Below are 19,847 nucleotides of genomic sequence, written 5' to 3' on the forward strand. Positions count from 1 at the left end.
CTTCGGAAGCAATGAGAGGAACTCCATTGCGGACGGACGTTTATTATTAACTTTAAAATTAGTACGCATGAAAAAGAACAGGCGAAAAATCCTTTCGGGGAGTCGCAAGATTCTCTTTGCTATTCTGGCAATGTTTCTATCATTGAGTGCATCCGCACAACAAATTACTGCCTCCGGTCAGGTACTGGATGCGCAGAACGAACCGCTTATCGGTGTTAGTGTACAGGAAAAAGGAACGACTAACGGTGCGATTACCGATCTGGACGGTAACTTTTCATTAAATGTTCAACAAAATGCCATTCTGGTATTCTCTTATGTGGGCTATAAGTCGCAGGAGATGAAGGCTACCCGTCAAATGAAGGTCACACTTCAGGAAGATAATGAAGTGCTCGATGAAGTGGTGGTAATCGGTTATGGCTCGGTGAAACGGAAAGATGTGACGACAGCCATTTCTTCCGTATCCACCAAAGATCTGGATATGCGTCCCATTGTATCTGCCGGACAGGCCATTCAGGGTAAGGCGGCAGGTGTATCGGTCATCCAGCCCAATGGTACGCCGGGAGGCGAGATGTCTATCCGTGTGCGTGGTACTACTTCAATGAATGGAAGTAACGATCCGCTATATGTAGTAGACGGAGTGCCGGTAGACAATATCAAGTTCCTTTCTCCGAATGATATTGAGAGTATGCAGATCTTGAAAGATGCTTCTTCCGCATCTATATACGGTTCGCGTGCCGCTAACGGTGTGATTCTTATTACGACAAAAGCAGGTGCGACGGGAAATGCGAAAGTTTCTCTGACTGCCCAGTTCGGACTGAATAAAGTGGCCGATAAAGTGGAGTCCTTGAATGCGTCACAGTACAAAGAATTGCAGGACGAGATCGGACTGGTGTCTCTGCCTGACGGATTGCCCGACCGCACCGATTGGTTTGATGAGACATACCAGACAGGGAAGACCCAGAATTATCAGATTGCTGTATCCAATGGCAACGAGAAGATGAAATACTATCTTTCTGCCGGATATCTGAATGAACAAGGTGTGTTGGATATCTCTTACTACAAACGTTATAACTTCCGTGTGAATCTCGAAAATCAGGTTCGTAAATGGTTGACCGTTAGTGCTAATATCTCTTATTCCGACTATACAAGCAATGGAGGAGGCGCTATGGGTACAGGAGCGAATCGGGGAGGTGTTATTCTGGCGGTTATCAATACTCCGACGTATGCTCCGGTTTGGGACGCTTTGAACCCGAACCAATATTATAATAATTTTTATGGAGTGGGCAATATCACCAATCCACTGGAGAATATGGCACGTGCAAAGAACAATAAAGATAAAGAAAATCGTTTATTGGCTTCCGGTAACGTGTTGCTGACGATTCTTCCTGAGTTGAAATTCAAATCGACACTTACTCTTGACCGCCGTAATGCTGTCAATACTACTTTCCTTGATCCTATTTCCACTACTTGGGGACGCAACCAATATGGAGAGGCTTCGGATAATCGGAACATGAATACGGTCCTGACATTTGATAATGTCTTGACTTATAATAAGAACTTCAAAAAGCATGGACTGGAAGTCATGGCCGGTTCGTCGTGGACGGATTCCGACTATTCAAACAGTTGGATTAACGGTTCTCATTATCGTGATGACCAGATCCAGACCTTGAATGCGGCCAATAAGATTTCTTGGGATAATACCGGAACAGGGGCTTCCCAATGGGGTATCATGTCATTCTTCGGACGTGTAGCCTATAATTTCGACAGTAAGTATCTGCTGACTGCCAATATCCGTGCTGATGGTTCCTCTAAACTGCATCCTGACCATCGCTGGGGGGTATTCCCATCATTTTCTGCCGCTTGGCGTATCTCTTCAGAAAAGTTTATGGAAGATCTGACTTGGATTGATGACTTGAAGCTGCGTGGAGGTTGGGGACAAACGGGTAACCAATCGGGTATCGGAGACTATGCTTATCTGCAACGTTATAACATCGGTCGTATCGAATGGTTTAAGAAAGGTGAGGAAGGGGATAAGACGGATTATGCCAATGCCGTACCGACCATCAGTCAGGCGAACTTACGTACATCCGATTTAACTTGGGAGACAACCACACAGACAAATATAGGTTTGGATTTGACAGTCTTGAATGGACGTTTGACGTTCAATGCGGACTACTACTATAAGAAAACAAAGAATATGCTGATGAATGTATCTCTGCCTGCCGGCGCTGCCGCAGCCACTTCGATAGCCAGAAACGAAGGTGAAATGGTGAACAAGGGTTTTGAATTTTCTATCAGTTCGAAGAACTTCCGTGGCGGAGCATTTACTTGGGATACGGATTTCAATATTTCTTTCAACCGGAATAAACTGACGAAGCTGGAACTGCAAAAAGTGTATTATGATGCGAAGACAGCGGATGTAGTCAATGATTATGTCGTACGTAATGAGCCGGGGCGTGCTTTGGGAGGTTTCTATGGCTATATTAGCGACGGTGTGGACCCGGAAACCGGTGAGCTGATGTATCGTGACTTGAATCATGATGGTAAGATCTCATCTTCCGACCGTACTTATATCGGTGACCCGAATCCGGATTTCACTTATGGTATGACCAACACATTCTCTTGGAAAGGTTTTAATCTGAGTATCTTTATACAAGGTTCGTACGGAAATGATGTTTATAACGCTTCACGTATCGAAACGGAAGGTATGTATGATGGTAAGAATCAGTCGACCCGCGTGCTGGGACGCTGGAGAATACCCGGACAGATAACGGATGTGCCGAAAGCCAATTTTAAACTGTTGAATTCTACTTATTTCGTGGAGGATGGCAGTTATCTGCGGTTGAAAGACGTCTCTTTGTCATACAACGTGAAAGGCAAACTCTTGAAGAAATGGGGAATCACCCGTCTGCAACCTTATTTTACAGCTACCAACCTGCTGACGTGGACCAGTTACTCCGGTATGGATCCGGAAGTGAACCAATGGGGTAATAGCGGTACGGTGCAGGGTATCGACTGGGGAACTTACCCGCATTGCAGATCATACGTGTTTGGTATTAATGTTGAATTCTAATGAAAGGAAAGATTATGAAACTAAGAACTATATTTTGTGGATTGACGTCCGGTCTGTTATTGGGGATTTCTTCCTGTTCACTGGATTATGAGCCATTAGACACCTATTCGGATGTGACTGAAGGAATAACGGATAACGGAACGAAGATTGTGTTCAAGGATAAGGCAGCTGTTGAAAGCCATCTGACTACGCTTTACAATCAGATGCGTGATCGTCAGGAACATTGGTATGTGGATTTGCTGCTGATTGCGGATTCTCATTCAGACAATGCCTATGCAGGTACTACGGGAGCGGAAGTTGTTCCGTTTGAAAATAATTCTATTGAAGGATCGAATTCTGTATTGGAGCGTGACTGGAACCGGTATTTGGAGGATATTGCCCGTGCCAATAAGCTGATTTGCAACATCGACCTGGTGAAAGATAATTCATTGACTGCCGACGAACGGGCACAGTATAAAGCGGAAGCGGAGATATTCCGTGCTATGATTATGTTTGATATGGTGCGTCTTTGGGGAGACTTTCCGGTGATTACAACTGTGGCGGATGATATTACTTCGGATAATATTGAAGATGTATATTCCCAGTATTTTCCTGAGCAAAATACGGAACTTGAAGCTTACCAACAGATTGAGAAAGATTTATTGGATGCTGTGAAGTATGCACCGGACAATACACTGAGCAATAAGACATTATTCACCAAATCGGTGGCACGTACATTATTAGCTAAAATTTATGCAGAAAAGCCGTTGCGTGACTATACGAAGGTAATCCAATATTGTGATGAAGTGAAAGCGGATGGCTTCGATTTGGTAGAAGATTTCAGCGATTTGTTTGGCATGAACGATGCTAATACGGATGCGAAAGTACGTAATACAAAGGAAGCTATTCTTGAGGCACAGTTTACTCCCGGAGCGGGCAATTGGTGTTCGTGGATGTTCGGACGCGATTTGGTGAACTGGAATACCAACTTCACATGGGCGAAATGGGTAACTCCGTCACGTGACTTGATTAATGCTTTCAAGAAAGAAGGTGATGAGGTTCGTTTTAAAGAGTCGGTTGTTTATTATGACTGTTCGTGGAGCAATTATTATCCGTCGGATAATTATCCGTTCATGTATAAATGCCGTTCGGCCAATAGTAGTATTATAAAATATCGTTATGCTGATGTGTTGTTGCTGAAGGCAGAGGCATTGATAATGCAGGATACACCTGATTTGGAAGCGGCTGCCGGTATTATTGATGAAATACGGAAACGTGCCGGTTTGGGGAAACTTCCTTCATCTATCCGTGAAAACAAGAATTCCATGATTGACGCTTTGCTTAAAGAACGTCGGTTGGAGCTGGCTTTTGAAGGACAACGGTGGTTTGATTTAGTACGTCTGGACAAGGTAGAAGAAGTGATGAATGCTGTGTATGCGAAAGATTCAGGACGCAAGGCACAGGTTTATGCTTTCGATAAGAACTCCTATCGCTTGCCTATCCCGCAGTCAGTAATTGATGCGAATGATAAGATTCAACAGAATCCGGGTTATTAATATATTAGAAACTTAAGATTATGATAAACATGAGAAATATAGCATTGACTTTTTTAGGGTGCTTCACCATATTAGCTGCATGCAGCAACAGTGACGACGCAGAAAAACCGGTAGCACCTGTTCCAACCGGAGATGTGACGATTTATGCAACGACCAACAGCCTGACACGTGATTTAACCCGTGATGCGGTTAACTTCAGCTCGAAGGATAACCTGGCACCTACTTCTATCACGCTGGATCCTACAGAACAATACCAAACAATGGATGGTTTCGGGGCAGCCATAACGGGAGCTACCTGCTTTAATCTTTTACAGATGCAGCCGACGGACCGCCATGATTTCCTGACCGAAACATTCTCTGATAATAGTGGTTTCGGGTTTAGTTATATTCGTATTTCGATTGGTTGTTCGGACTTTTCGTTGAGCGAATATACTTGTTGCGATACGAAAGGAATAGAGAACTTTGCTTTGCAGAGTGAAGAGAAAAACTATATCTTGCCGATTCTGAAAGAGATTCTGTCCATTAATCCTTCTATTAAGATTATTGCAGCCCCCTGGACTTGCCCTTTGTGGATGAAGGTAAAGAGTTTGGAAGATCTTACCCCGCTGACGACGTGGACAAGCGGACAGCTGAATCCTGCTTATTATCAAGACTATGCTACCTATTTCGTAAAATGGGTACAGGCATTTAAGGCCGAAGGTATTGATATTTATGCTGTGACTCCTCAAAATGAACCATTGAATCATGGCAATTCGGCTTCGATGTACATGAGTTGGGAAGAACAGAGAGACTTTGTGAAAACTGCACTCGGACCTCAGTTCAAGGCTGCGAGATTGGATACAAAGATTTATGCCTATGATCATAATTATGATTACAGCAATCTTGAGGCAGAGAAACAGTATCCGGTCAAGATTTACGGTGATAGCGATGCATCCCAGTATATAGCCGGTGCAGCATATCACAATTATGGCGGCGATCGTGAGGAACTGCTGGAAATCCATAAAGCTTATCCCGAGAAAGAACTACTGTTTACGGAAACTTCTATCGGTACATGGAATAGCGGACGTGACTTGTCAAAGCGATTGCTGGAAGATATGAAAGAAGTTGCATTGGGAACAGTGAACAATTGGTGTAAAGGGGTGATTGTATGGAATCTGATGCTTGATAATGACCGTGCTCCCAATCGTGAAGGTGGTTGCCAGACTTGCTATGGAGCGGTGGATATCAGCAATAGTGACTATAAGACAATCATTCGTAACTCACATTATTATATTATTGCCCATCTTTCAAGTGTAGTGAAACCGGGCGCAGTACGTATCGGTGCATCCGGCTATTCCGACAGCAATATTATGTATTCTGCTTTCGAGAATACGGATGGTACATACGCCTTTGTTTTGATGAATAACAATGAGAAGACAAAGAGGATAACTATCAGTGATGGTAAACGTCATTTTGCTTATGATGTTCCTGGCAAGTCTGTGACCTCTTACCGTTGGGCGAAGTTGAAATAAGAACCTTAAAAGTATAAAGACATGAATAAAAGTATCTATATAATATTGGCATTGGTAGGAATACTGGTCATGAATTCCTGTAGTGACGATGAATTCCTTTCGGGTAATCCGGATATGGAACTCGGAGCTGGGAAAGTAAGTGCGCTTTATGGCGATAGTCTCCCGTTCACCATTAAGGCTTCGGATGTGGATGTACCTCTTTCTACTTTGAAAGCGAAACTTTTTTATGGAGAGGAATTGGTGTCGGAAACTGTGATTCGCACCAAGACAAGTGGTAGCGATTATACGGGCAAAGTCTTTGTGCCTTATTATCCCAACGTGATTGATGGTAGGGCTACTTTGAAGTTTGTCCTTCAGAATATCCATTTCACTACTACGGAAATGGAGCGGGAGGTTGTTTTGTCCCGACCGGACTTCCCTTATGTCACTTTGGTTGACGAAATGGGTGAAGAATATCTGATGAAGAGGCAGTCTCTGTATAATTATAGTGTGACCGGTAGATTTCCTCAAGATATGAAGGCTTATTTTAAAACCCCGAAAGTCGGTGAAAACGGCAACGAACTGACTTTCGGATGGGATAATGAGAATCAGCTTTCGGAAGGGAAGAATGTGGATCCCATCACTTTCTCCGGTACGGAGGCAGAACCTTATGAGGTAACTTTCAATGTGCTTACATACGCAGTTTCTCCATTGGTCAATGTATTGTTTGACGGAGAGAAGATGATAGCACAGGATGCGAATACTTATCTGATACAGAAATCATTTACTCAGGGACAGTCCATAGTAGTTGTGGGTATAGATCTGGATGGCTGGTGGATTAATCCGGATTATTTTAGGAAAGAATCCAATGGCACATTGACTTTCTTACCGGTGAATGGCAAGTATCGTGTAGTAGCTAATATGAAGCAGAAATATTTTAGTGTGACCCGCATGAACGGTGATGAGGAGGCTACTCTTTCTGATGACGGACATGGTGCTATTTGGTTAATGGGTTGGGGAGTCGGCTCTCCTTCATTGGATAGCCAGTTTGGGTGGAATATCGGAAGCAACTATTGTATGCCGGAAATTTCATCAAAGAAATATCAGTTTACTGGAGTGGCAGGCCCTGAACATGGTTCATCAATAGGACAGCGTTTCCGTTTTGATTATATAAGTGCTAAGTTCTTCTTCCAGAATGGTTATGGAGGAGAATTTTCTCAGATAACATTGGCTTCCGGTACAGAAGCATTGTTGAAGTTGACAGATAGCAAAAATTTTGAACTTGCTAATGATGTAAAGCTGGAAGAGGGAGCGACCTATGTACTTACTGTTGATTTGACAGCCGGAAATGATAAGGCAGTAATTTCTTTCAAGAAGATTTCAGATGGAGAGGTGAAACCGCAACCGACACTAGTACAGACATTGTATTTTGATTTTGGTGGTAATGAAAGTGGAACTCGCGGGGAACCGACAGTCTCCCCGGATAATAATGGAAATTACTGGAATAATATTATTAATAATGATGGATTTTATGCAAAGAAGGGCTCTGTTTATACCAATTTTGTAAATTCAAGGAATGATCAGACAGGCTTTTCATTGACGTTGAATTCACGTTTTACGGCTAATAAAGCAGGTGGTTTGACGAATCCGGATAAAGACAAATTAGGTGATTTAGCAGTGATTACAGCCACCGGTGATTATTTCTTCTTAGAAAAGTTGGAAGATAATGGTAACTTTACTCTTTCGGGCTTGGATAAAAATAAAGGGTACAAATTTTATATGTTTGCTAGTCGAGACGCAACTCAGATTCGTACAGCACGCTACACGATAGCTGGTACAAACGAATGGGCAGGAGAATTACAGGCGGCCGGCACCGATTGTGGAGGTACTGGGAAGAATCATAATGTAGAGAATATCTGTGAATCGGATTGGGTGTATCCGGATGAAGAAGGAAAGATTTTGTTTACAGTCTCCCGTGCGACAGGTGATTATATCCCTTTGAATATCATGAAAATGGAAGAATGGTCCGGCATACGATAACTATATCATATATTAATCTGTAAAAAGAAGGAACATGAAAAAACATATACTTTTGGTTATGGCACTCTTTGGAGTGCTTACTGTTGGGTCTTGCAATGACGATGAGCCTGTTGTTTCTCCCATACCGGGGGAAGACGAAGAGGTAGTGATACCTGCGCCGGAGCCTATCAATCCTGTATTGGTACAAACCCTTTATTTTGATTTTGGTTCGGTAGGAGGGGAAAATAGAGGTTTTCAAACTGAAAGTCCGGATGAGAACGGACACTATTGGAATAACATTTATAATAATGATGGGATTTATGCTGCTGTTAACTCTGTATTTGAAGACTTTGTTAACTCGGAAGGTACTTCCGTAGGCTATAAACTGACGTTGAATACCCGTTTTTCTACTAATGGAGGTTCTGGCGGAGGTGGTTTGTTAACTCCTGACGCAGAGTTGTTGAAAGATTTTGCCGTATCTACAGCTACAGAAGATTATTTCTATATAGAGAGTGGGGAGAATGGCAATAACTTTACCATTTCCGGCTTGGATAAGGAGAAGGCATATAAGTTCTATGCGTTCGGTAGCCGAAGTGCCACAGAGAAACGTGTTGCTTATTATACGATGTCCGGGTTGAACAGTTATCAAGGTGAGTTGCAGATTGCCGGAACAAATTTAGGCGGAGAAGGGGTTAACCAGAATATTGCTAATATCTGCGAGTCCGGATTAGTCTATCCGGATGAAGAAGGCACCTTGACCTTTGCTGTTTCTCGTAGTACGGGAGCATATATGGCAATAAATGCTTTGAAGCTAGAAGAATATACCGATGTAGAACGTCCCCAAACATTTACTTCGTTGACAATAACCGGTAGTGCGGTAGAAGAAGGAGAAGTGCCTATGCACATGATTTCTCCGACAGACAAGGTAAGTAATAAGTTTGAAGCTTTTTTGTCACTTCAATCGGGTAAGTTTTCTTTCAAGGGGGTAACATCGGAGGGGGTATCTACTGATATTGGAAAGGGACATGAACCTGGTGTTGTGGCGATGAATAGTTACGGTATCTCGGCAGAGGTGACAGGTCCGGTATATATTGTAGTGGATATGTCAAAGAAGAGTTATACCATTACTCCGGTAGAAGAATGGAGCATTGTTGGGAGTGTTACGGAAGGAGGTTGGAATGCCGGAGCTGGTGTACCGCTTGCCTATCAAGGTAAAGGTGTATGGGGTGGACGGGTAAAACTGACCGGACTTGGTACGGCAAGTGACCGTGCCCGCTTCAACTTTATTATGAACAAAAGTTGGGATTATACAATGAAACGTATTTCTGATACTCCTAATGAAGTGGCTTTCTCCAATTCTGGCTATTCTTCCAGTGATATAAATTTGAATCATGGTACGTATAATATCACTTTAGATCTCCGTCGTTTCGCTTTCTATATTGATTGTGGTGAAGAAGGTATAGATCCTTTTAAGATTTCTGTAATGGGATCTTCTGTCGCTAACGGACAGGGGGCAGACAGTAATCATGGTTATGCCTATATGTTCGGTGAATTGCAGGACGAGCGTTTCAAGAATCAGGAGACCCGTCTGCCATGGTATACATCTGGTATTTCTATTGGTGGAAACAGTACATTGAATTTGTTGGCTCGTTACAATGATTTGTTGTATGACTGCGGCAAGTATGTTATCTTCGGACTTTCTTTGGGTAATGAGGGAATACATGGGGCTGCCGATCAGCAGGCTATCTATAATCAATTCAAAGACAATATGCAGATTTTGATTAGTAAAGCGCGTGAAGACGGTAAATATCCCGTGATGATGAATAATTATACTCGTGGAGATTTTGAGGAGAGCGATTATAGATATGTAAAACAGATGAATCTGCTGATTCATGAGTGGGATCTTCCTTCTGTCAATATGTTAGGTGCAATAGATAACGGTAGTGGTAAATGGGCAGACGGTTATCAGAATGGTACGGATCTTTATCATCCGAATACAGAAGGACACCGTGAATTCCTTTATGCTATGGTTCCTTCGTTGTTTGATGCAATAGAAGCTGGTAAGACTCTTCCTGCACGTGTCTCCGGAACTTCATATACTTTGGCGGGAAAGGTTTTGGAATTTACTCCGGAAGAAACAGTACATCCGTTTACAATCTCTTTTAAGGTGAAAGGTGCTACAGATGGAACGATTGCCACTTTTACAAATGGTGGCAATACTATGGGAACTTTGAAGATTCAGGAGGGAAAAGTAGTATATAACTCTCCATCGCAAGGTAAAATAGTAGGTGGAAATGTTACGGATAATCAATGGCATGTAGTATCTTTGACACATTATTATGCACAAGGACGTACATTGCTATACACCGATAAGAGTTTAGCAGGAGAATTGAACGAGAAACTGACTGTAGGTAAGTTTATTATCGGTGATAATAGTTCTACAGAGGGCAGAGAGTACAGTGAACTGTTCTTCTACCGTTCGGCAATGAATGAGGAAGAAATAAACAAACTTTGTGATGGAAGTATGTTGAAGTCCAGTTTGGAAATCTATGCTCCGTTGGATGGTTCGAAATCAACAATTGAGAATCTGGCTCAAAGTATGAATACTGTGGTAGTAAAGTCTGAATAAGAATAGAAATTATATGAATATGAAATTCAAAGCAATGTTGCTTGGCCTGTCCATAATGACCGCATTGCCTGTCTGTGCGCAGAAACCGGTATATTTGGATACAAACAAGCCAATCGAAGAGCGAGTGAAAGATGCGTTGAACCGGATGACTCTTGAAGAAAAGGTCAGGATGATTCATGCACAGTCTAAATTTAGTTCGGCAGGCGTACCCCGTCTCGGTATTCCGGAAGTATGGGCTACCGATGGGCCTCACGGTATCCGTCCGGAAGTATTATGGGATGAATGGAATCAGGCAGGATGGACAAACGATTCTTGTATTGCTTATCCCGCACTCACATGCCTTGCCGCGACATGGAATCCCGAAATGTCCTACCTTTATGGAAAAAGTATCGGTGAAGAAGCACGCTACCGGAAGAAAGACATTCTGTTAGGCCCCGGTGTGAATATTTATCGTACCCCTTTGAATGGACGTAATTTTGAATATATGGGCGAAGATCCTTATTTGTCTTCCATTATGGTAGTTCCTTACATCAAGGGGGTACAGGAAAACGGAGTGGCTGCCTGTGTGAAACATTATGCGTTGAATAATCAGGAGTTCAACCGGCATACAACTAATGTTGAAGTAAGCGACCGTGCTCTTTATGAGATATATCTGCCGGCCTTTAAAGCTGCTGTTCAGAAAGGGGGAACTTGGTCGATAATGGGTTCCTATAACCTTTATCAAGGACAACATGGTTGCCACAATAAACGTTTGCTCAAAGACATTCTTCGGGATGAATGGGGTTTCGACGGAGTAGTGGTGTCTGACTGGGGAGGTGTGCATCATACCGAACAGGCCATCTATAACGGTATGGATCTGGAGTTTGGTTCGTGGACAAACGGATTATCTGCCGGAACGAGAAACGCTTACGATAATTACTATTTGGCTTTCCCTTATCTGCGGTTGATAAAGGAAGGGAAAGTCGGTACAAAAGAGTTGGATGAAAAGGTAAGCAATGTCCTTCGTCTGATTTTCCGCACCTCAATGGATCCGAATAAACCGTTCGGTTCTTTAGGCTCTCCCGAGCACGGACAAGCCGGACGAAAGATTGGCGAGGAGGGAATTGTTCTTTTGCAGAATAATAATAACGTGTTGCCTATCGATCTGAACAAAGCGAAGAAGATTGCTGTTATCGGTGAGAATGCGATTAAGATGATGACAGTAGGCGGTGGTAGTTCTTCTTTGAAAGTGAAATATGAGGTTTCTCCGTTGGATGGATTGAAAAATCGAGTGGGATCGCAGGCAGAGGTTGTATATGCCCGTGGGTATGTCGGTGATCCGACAGGAGAATATAATGGAGTGAAGACCGGACAGAACTTGAAAGATGACCGTTCGGAAGATGAACTCCTTGCTGAGGCTCTGCAGGTGGCTAAAGATGCTGATTATGTAATCTTTTTCGGTGGTCTGAATAAGAGTAGCCATCAGGACTGTGAAGATTCGGACCGTGTTTCTTTAGGTTTGCCATACGCACAGGATAGAGTGATTAGTGAACTTGCAAAGGTAAATAAAAACCTGATTGTGGTTAATATTTCCGGTAATGCGGTAGCCATGCCCTGGGTGAATGAAGTGCCTGCTATTGTTCAGGGATGGTTTCTAGGTTCGGAAGCCGGAACGGCTCTTGCCTCCGTATTAGTAGGAGACGCCAATCCTTCGGGAAAGCTTCCTTTCACCTTCCCGGCAAAACTGGAAGATGTGGGTGCTCATAAATTAGGAGAATATCCGGGCAATAAAGAAGAATTGGCACAGTCTAAACATAAGGGAGATACTATTAATGAAATCTATCGTGAGGATATCTTTGTAGGTTATCGTTGGGCGGATAAAGAAAAGATCAAACCGTTGTTCCCGTTCGGACACGGATTGAGCTACACTACTTTCGCCTATGGAAAGCCTTCGGCTGACAAGAAAACAATGACAGCAGATGATACTATCTCTTTCACGGTCAATGTGAAGAATACAGGAACTCGTGAGGGGCAAGAAGTTGTTCAGCTTTATATCAGCGATAAGAAATCCTCTCTCCCTCGTCCGATCAAAGAGTTGAAAGGTTTCCAGAAAGTGAAACTGGCTCCGGGAGAAGAGAAAGCGGTAACGCTGACGATTGATAAGAAAGCATTGAGCTTCTTTGATGATGCCAAACACGAATGGGTGGCCGAACCGGGCAAGTTTGAAGCAATTATCGGTAGTTCATCCAGGGATATTAAAGGTATTGTACCATTTGAGTTGAAATAGGTAGATGTTTGGTTAGAGATTTTTTAAGGAGATGACAGAGAGTCTGGGTACTCGGAAAACGCTAAGTGATTGCAACAAATTGACTTAGCGTTTTTTATTGCCTAATTTTCCCCGTTAAGATTCTTAAGGAGGATAGGGCAGATTATATCCTTTCTTTACAACAGGCGCAAGATGATGAAACCAACCGGCCTTTTGGGGATTTCATGGCGGTGCAATTGAAAAAATCACAGTCTTTGGAAATTCAAAAATATAAAGCTTCTCACAATAAAGGATTTAGCTTTATGTTTTAATCTTGTAGGACTTCTTTTGATAAGACTTTCATCCATTTGTATATCTTTTACCGCTTAGTACCAACAGACTTTCCGGTCCCATATTGAACAACAGGTCTATGATACTCAAATTAGGCAGGAAACCCAGTTTGGACTCGAAAACCTGATAGTAAGGTTGCGGAACAAACTCTGTATCTACTTCCCGGAAATTCTTTTTGGGATGGATCGCTTCCCGAAAATCGGATTCTCCGGGAGCAAACTCCATCTTATATTCGGAAGTGCGCTCAATGGTGGGGTGAATATCAATCAGTTCACAGACCATTCGGCAGAGTTCTTCGTTGAAATCGATTAAAAACTCGTATTTCTTTTCATAGAAGGGGCGGAAGTCGTCCTTGTAATATTCAAAGAAAGGAGTGCTGTTGTAGGCTGATTCGATGGCGTTCCAGTGCAGATGCCTCCAGTTGCCGTGGTCGGAAATGCGGATATCCTTCATTGGACACTTCAATGTGTCGGGTTTTACGGTTGGGATGGAAAGAGCTAATTCACCGGATGGGCCGGCAATGGTACACCGGTTACGATAGGTTTGTTTGATATAGTGGTCGTGTTGCTCTACAAACACTTTGTCATAAGCCAGAAGTTTGGTGTAATATTCGACGGGAGCGAGATAAGCTGAAGATAAATAAGCTATTTTCATTTCTTTCATTTTAATTCGTTTAGGAGACTTTATAATGAAGGATATTATTCAGGAGTAGTTTCTTTTATGATCCGGAGATTATTTCACTGTTCTGAAAAAACGGTTCCATCGGTATCCGTCAAACAGTCCTGTATCTTTTTCTTTGGAGAACCATATGACGGAGGCTTTTCCGATGACATGGTCTTGAGGGACAAATCCGAAAAGACGCGAGTCGGAGAAGTTGATAGTATTGTTAGACCCCATCCAATAATAATCTTTTGTGAAATAACAGTGTTTCGTGGGCTTTCCGTCCACGTAGAGGGTATCGTTTTTTATCTCTGCCAGTTTGCCTTCGTGCATCACGAGTGTATTTCGTAGCAGGGTTATGTTCCAGGGATAGACCCGGATAAATTTCCCTTTTCCGGGGACAATCAGCGGATTTGGTTCGGCATCTTCTTTGTTTGACAAAGGTTGGACGAAACTCTCTTTCCCATTCATGACCTGTTCCAACAGATAATATTCGTAACGGCTGAAACTGCGTACATGGGTGCTGTCATTACTTCCCATCAATCCGTCGTTGGTGATGGAAAGAGTATGCATGAGTGACGTAATCAGATTTTCTTTTGAAGCGGGGTACGAATAAAGTCTTTTCTTATCCGGGTTAAACTGTGCCTCCGGAGAAATAACGGAGAAAAGAGAATCGACCAATAACGTATCGCCCGGCACTCCGAGGCAACGGCTGATATAGATTTCCCGACAGTCGATGACAGGTTGCCGGATTCCGGCAGGGTTATTGAATACTACGATATCTTGCCGACGCACGGGACTCTCGCACCAGCGATGATAAGAGAAAAGCGACATGAAAGGAACCCGCAACCCGTAACTCCATTTGTTGACCAGGATACGTTCACCCTGAAAAATGGAATTCTCCATGCCGGTGGAAGGGATAAGGCAGGACGTGAAAGCAAATCCCCGGAGCAGAAGCACCACGACTACTGCTCCGGCAAATGCTAGTATCCATTTGAATTTACGAATGTTCATCAATATTTATCACCTTATCACGCTATTCTATCCGTACACTTATCATCCTACCCACTTGAAGAGTCGGTTCCAACGGATCTTACCGTCAAGCCATCCGCGGTCTTTATCGAGCGACAGCCATACGACGATCGGTTTGCCTACTACGTGGTCTTCGGGCACGAATCCCCAATAACGGGAGTCGGCGGAGTTGTGACGGTTGTCACCCATCATCCAGTAATAATCCATTTTGAAGGTATACTCGTTGGTCTTTTCACCGTTGATGTAGATACCGTCCGGTTTCACTTCCAGCTTATTGCCTTCGTAGGCTACGATACAACGCTCATAGATAGGCAGATTATCTTCTGTCAGCGTGATGGTAGCTCCTTTGGCGGGAATCCAGATAGGACCATAGTTGTTGCGGTCCCATTTCGTGTAAAGATTCAACGGATACATCTGGCCTGCGTAATCTTCCGGTTCCATCACAATCTTGCTGATCAGTTTCTTGTTGCCGGACAGCGTGTCATACATCTTCTTGGTTAGCGGGAAATGATATACCGGATTCAGTTTGCCCTGTGCATTCCGGCTGTCCAGTCCCATTTCCTGCAGTCCGCTTTCCCAGCCGGAGTCTTCTATCAGCATGGTGTCGTCCTTGCTGATACCCAATTCACGGAGCATATCTTCCGGGATATACGGACCGGTAGTCTGTACGAAATAGTTGAATTGCAGGTTTTCGGGGTTCTCGATCGCTTTACCGTCAATCATCACTTGTCCGTTGACAATCTGGAGCGTATCACCGGGAAGACCTACACAACGTTTAACGTAATTCTCTCTGCGGTCTACAGGACGCCAGAGGACTTCCCCGTAAGTACGTGGATTATTTAAAATCTGTTTCCGTCCGGCAGCGTAGTACAGGTTGTATACGGCACGCTGCTGTGCACGGGTTAAGCTGTCCATATCGATCCGTTTGGAATAGATACGTTGTCCTTCACCGTAAGCCAGCGTGTAAAAATCTGTAGTCTGTTGGTAGTTGACCGCTACCGTGTCACCTGCCGGAAAATTGAATACGACAATATCGTTCAACTTCACTTTGCCGAATCCCGGCACTCGTTTATATTTCCACTGTGGCCATTCTATGTATGATTTAGAGTTGAAGACGGGCAGTGTATGTTGTGCCAACGGCATAGAAAGCGGTGTATTCGGCACACGAGGACCATAGCTCATCTTGCTTACGTACAGAAAATCGCCTACCAGCAATGATTTTTCCAACGAGGAGGAGGGAATCTGGTAGTTCTGGAAGATGTAGATGTTGACGAAGTAAACGGCGACCAGTGCGAAAACAATGGCGTCTATCCAGCTCATCACGCTGCGGACAACCGGATTCTTCGACTTTTTCCAGAAAGACCAAGGTACTTTCTTTGTGATATAAATATCGAAAATGAAAGGAACAACAATCAATCCCCACCAACTCCGTACCCAGATAAGGAAGGCAAGATAAAGAAGAATAGCAATGGCGCATTTAATCCATTGTGCACGTGTGGCTTGTCTCATAATGTTATATTTGTTTAGAACTAGCTTCTGATATTTTAGTCATTTAAGAACGGGAATAAATCACTCATACCCAAAAAACCTTCGTGTGTGGCAGTATATTCGGCTGCCAATACGGCTCCCAATACAAACCCGCCGCGGCTCTTGGCATCGTGGGTGATAGAAATGGTGTCTACATCGGACTCATAACGGATGGTATGAAGTCCGAAAACTTCACCCTCACGAATCGAGCTGATAGGAAGTTCGTTAGGAGCACAATCGTTGGTTCCGCTAATGGCTCCGTCCGGCGCAAGGAAAGTCCCTTTCACCCATTTGTCCTTACGGTCTATCTTTTCCAGAATACCTTCCGCCAGTGTAATAGCTGTTCCGCTGGGGGCATCCAGCTTGTGGATATGATGTGTCTCGCTCATGGTGACATCGTATGCAGGGAACTGATTCATGATTTTAGCCAGATACTTGTTGAGAGCGGAGAAGATGCTGACTCCCAGGCTGAAGTTGGACGACCAGAAGAGTGTTTTGCCCCCTTCCGTGCAGAGCTTCTTGATTTCTTCGCCGTGCTCGGTCATCCATCCGGTACTGCCCGATACCAGTTTCACACCGGCTTTGAACGCTTTCATATAATTGCTGTAAGCTACCATCGGATTGGTAAACTCAATGGCTACATCGGCCGATTTGAATGCTTCCGATTCGAAGTCATCCTGATTATTGATGTCAATGATGCAGACGATTTCATGTCCGCGACTACGGGCAACCTTTTCTATCTCTTTGCCCATCTTTCCGTAACCGATCAGTGCTATTTTCATTGTTTTCTGACTTATATTCAAAATAATAGTCGCAAAGATAAGATTTTTATTACATTTGCAGCGCACATTAACGTCTTGTTAACATGGAACATCTTCTCCACTACGTGTGGAAGCATAAATTATTTCCCCTGAAAGTACTGCAAACCACCAACGGCTTACCGGTAGAAGTGATTGACCCCGGTCTGCAAAACCCCAACGCCGGTCCCGACTTTTTTAATGCGAAACTAAAGATTGACGGTACGCTATGGGTGGGAAATATAGAAATACATACACACTCTTCGGATTGGCTCCGTCACGGTCACGATAAGGATAAAGCATACGATTCGGTCATTCTTCATGTGGTCGGTGAGGCGGATATGGAGGTAACCCGCACGGACGGCGGGCGAATTCCGCAATTAATATTGACTTGTCCTGAAAATGTGCAATCTCACTATCATGAGCTCTGTGTAGCCGATCAGTATCCGGCTTGTTATCCTATCTTCGCCTCTCTTCCCAAACTTACCGTCCATTCTTGGCTGACAGCTTTGCAAACGGAACGTTTGGAACAAAAAGCCCGCTTGATAACGGAGCGCCTTAAGCATTGCAATCATAATTGGGAGGATGCCTTCTTCGTCACTCTTGCCCGCAATTTCGGTTTCGGCTTGAATGGAGACGCTTTTGAAACGTGGGCAGGAATGTTGCCTTTCCGTGCGATAGATAAACATCGCAATGATTTGTTCCAGATAGAGGCTTTCTTTTACGGCTTGGCAGGATTGTTGGAAGATTCGTTTCTTAAAAAAGGGCAGGAGGATGAGTATAGTCTACGTCTTATCAAGGAGTTCCGTTACTTGCAGCGGAAGTTTGAATTCACCCAAGTGATGAATGCTACTCTTTGGCGTTTTCTCCGGCTTCGTCCCGAAAACTTTCCTACTGTTCGTCTGGCTCAGTTGGCCTACCTTTATCAAAGAGGGGGTAAGCTGTTCTCGCGGTTGCTGGAAGCAGGGACACTGGCGGAGGTGAGGACACTTCTTGAGGTCGGCACTTCTTCTTATTGGGAAAGTCATTATCTGTTCGGTCGGACTTCCTCGCAAAAGAAGAAAACGATGGGAGAACGGTCAAAAGACCTGATTATTATCAATACAGTAGTGCCTTTTCTTTATACCTACGGACTGCATAAGGCAAACGAGGGAATGTGCGAACGTGCCGGGCGCTTTCTGGAAGAATTGAAAGCGGAAGACAATCATATTATCCGTTCGTGGAGTGCGGCAGGTCTTCCGGTGGTCAGTGCGGCGGACAGTCAGGCGTTGATACAGTTGCAGAAAGAGTATTGCGACCGGAGAAAATGCCTGTATTGCCGTTTTGGTTATGAATATTTGCGGCACAAATAATCAAGATATCAAACTAGTCATTATCTTTGCAGTGTCAATCAAACTCTTAATTTATATCGTGTTATGAGAGCTGAAAAGTTTGTATACTGCTTGCTGATGATAGTGTTGTTTGCTGGTATTCCCACCGGTAAGGCGGTGGCACAATCCGGTGAGGACTTCAAACCGTTTTTGGATAAGTTTACTTCCAGTGCAGCATTCCAGTACACTCGCATTAAGTTCCCGTTGAAAACTCCGATTACCTTATTGGCGGATGATGGTGAAACAGAGAAGACATTCCCTTTTACTAAGGAAAAATGGCCTTTATTGGATAGCGAGACGATGAAAGAAGAACGTATCGCGCAAGAAGAGGGGGGAATTTATGTTTCCAAATTCACATTGAACGAGCCTGATCGCAAAGTGTTTGAAGCCGGTTATGAGGAATCGGAAGTCGACTTGCGTGTCGAATTCCAACTCTTGCCTGATGGAAAATGGTATGTAGTAGATTGTTATACAGGATGGTACGGCTACGACCTGCCTATTGCTGAATTGAAACAGACAATACAACAGGTAAAGGAAGAGAATGCAGCTTTCAAGGAAATACATCCCTAGCGAATAGCCGGTAGGAACTTTGTTTATGGCGTCCCTACATAATACCCCAGTTCGGACTCTTTTCCGTCCACCATCTCTTTGACAATACCGTTTTTGGCATTGAACTCTTGGAAGAGTTCCTCATAGTCACGTGTATAGTCGGCGTCCGGTACTACATTGACATCAAAGGTCAATTCCGCTTTCCCGTTGGGAAGCATATTCCCGAAAATCCGGATGCGGTGAACAACCTCGCCTATATTTTTAATACTGTTGTAGGTTGCCTTGAATTGTCTGATACCCTCTTCCGGAATGATGATATGTGAACTTTTATCCAGAATGATACAGCCACAAGAAGGCTGGATATCCGAAATGACCAGAGGAGCGTCACCGGTGTTGGTGATTGTGAACATGATATCTAGTTGTTGCCCTTGTTTGATAGGATAATAGTGCCTTACCGAGTCTTTTATGACCATAGTTGTAGGACGTACTTTCTTCTTACACCCTGAGAGGAAAAAGGGAAATACTGTTAATAAGAGGATATAAAGTACCGATTTGTTCATAGTGGATGTTTTATGTTAGGGGTTACCTTTT

At 43.7% G+C, this 19,847-nt stretch carries 13 protein-coding genes and 1 pseudogene; 9 read left to right on the forward strand and 5 right to left on the reverse strand.

What is annotated here, in order from left to right:
* Positions 1-67: 67 nt before the first annotated feature.
* The 7 genes and pseudogenes from H8S63_RS13235 to H8S63_RS20160 all read left to right on the forward strand — a co-directional run.
* Positions 68-3,073, forward strand: a complete 3,006-nt coding sequence (locus H8S63_RS13235) for a TonB-dependent receptor (RefSeq protein WP_022275596.1) — start codon at positions 68-70, stop codon at positions 3,071-3,073.
* Positions 3,073-4,608: a RagB/SusD family nutrient uptake outer membrane protein gene (locus tag H8S63_RS13240; protein WP_007749848.1), complete on the forward strand. Its 1,536-nt coding sequence runs from the start codon at positions 3,073-3,075 to the stop codon at positions 4,606-4,608. The genes H8S63_RS13235 and H8S63_RS13240 overlap by 1 nt, the downstream gene beginning before the upstream one ends.
* 20 nt (positions 4,609-4,628) lie before the next feature.
* The gene (locus H8S63_RS13245; RefSeq protein ID WP_186927052.1) at positions 4,629-6,119 is read left to right on the forward strand and encodes a glycoside hydrolase family 30 beta sandwich domain-containing protein; all 1,491 of its coding nucleotides are present in this window, start codon (positions 4,629-4,631) and stop codon (positions 6,117-6,119) included.
* A 21-nt stretch (positions 6,120-6,140) separates the two neighbouring features.
* Complete coding sequence (locus H8S63_RS13250; RefSeq protein WP_186927053.1) at positions 6,141-8,138, forward strand: DUF5125 domain-containing protein; 1,998 nt, start codon at positions 6,141-6,143, stop codon at positions 8,136-8,138.
* 34 nt (positions 8,139-8,172) lie between these two features.
* Complete coding sequence (locus H8S63_RS13255) at positions 8,173-10,746, forward strand: GDSL-type esterase/lipase family protein (protein ID WP_186927054.1); 2,574 nt, start codon at positions 8,173-8,175, stop codon at positions 10,744-10,746.
* A gap of 13 nt (positions 10,747-10,759) precedes the next feature.
* Positions 10,760-13,012: a glycoside hydrolase family 3 C-terminal domain-containing protein gene (locus H8S63_RS13260; protein ID WP_186927055.1), complete on the forward strand. Its 2,253-nt coding sequence runs from the start codon at positions 10,760-10,762 to the stop codon at positions 13,010-13,012.
* Positions 13,013-13,116: 104 nt separating this feature from the next.
* A pseudogene (locus H8S63_RS20160) lies at positions 13,117-13,302 on the forward strand (hypothetical protein); the annotation flags it as partial.
* A gap of 28 nt (positions 13,303-13,330) precedes the next feature.
* Here H8S63_RS20160 and H8S63_RS13265 read toward each other — a convergent pair.
* The 4 genes from H8S63_RS13265 to dapB form a co-directional block, all read right to left on the reverse strand.
* A complete protein-coding gene (locus H8S63_RS13265; protein WP_186927056.1) occupies positions 13,331-13,984 on the reverse strand; it encodes a WbqC family protein in 654 nt (217 codons plus the stop codon).
* A 69-nt stretch (positions 13,985-14,053) separates the two neighbouring features.
* Positions 14,054-14,995 carry a signal peptidase I gene (lepB, locus tag H8S63_RS13270; protein ID WP_186927057.1) on the reverse strand — a complete coding sequence of 314 codons (942 nt, stop codon included), beginning with the start codon at positions 14,993-14,995 and terminating at the stop codon, positions 14,054-14,056.
* 42 nt (positions 14,996-15,037) lie between these two features.
* Positions 15,038-16,522, reverse strand: a complete 1,485-nt coding sequence (locus tag H8S63_RS13275) for a S26 family signal peptidase (RefSeq protein WP_186927058.1) — start codon at positions 16,520-16,522, stop codon at positions 15,038-15,040.
* Positions 16,523-16,557: 35 nt separating this feature from the next.
* A complete protein-coding gene (gene dapB / locus H8S63_RS13280; protein WP_186927059.1) occupies positions 16,558-17,322 on the reverse strand; it encodes a 4-hydroxy-tetrahydrodipicolinate reductase in 765 nt (254 codons plus the stop codon).
* 83 nt (positions 17,323-17,405) lie between these two features.
* Here dapB and H8S63_RS13285 point away from each other — a divergent pair, with 83 nt between their 5' ends.
* Positions 17,406-18,689, forward strand: a complete 1,284-nt coding sequence (locus tag H8S63_RS13285; RefSeq protein ID WP_186927060.1) for a DUF2851 family protein — start codon at positions 17,406-17,408, stop codon at positions 18,687-18,689.
* 63 nt (positions 18,690-18,752) lie between these two features.
* Positions 18,753-19,277: a hypothetical protein gene (locus H8S63_RS13290; protein WP_022274974.1), complete on the forward strand. Its 525-nt coding sequence runs from the start codon at positions 18,753-18,755 to the stop codon at positions 19,275-19,277.
* Positions 19,278-19,300: 23 nt separating this feature from the next.
* Here H8S63_RS13290 and H8S63_RS13295 read toward each other — a convergent pair whose 3' ends face one another.
* On the reverse strand, positions 19,301-19,816 hold the full coding sequence (locus tag H8S63_RS13295; protein WP_186927061.1) for a DUF1573 domain-containing protein: 516 nt from the start codon (positions 19,814-19,816) through the stop codon (positions 19,301-19,303).
* Positions 19,817-19,847: the final 31 nt, after the last annotated feature.

It is taken from the genome of Bacteroides sp. NSJ-39 (assembly GCF_014287315.1).
Lineage (GTDB): Bacteria > Bacteroidota > Bacteroidia > Bacteroidales > Bacteroidaceae > Bacteroides > Bacteroides finegoldii.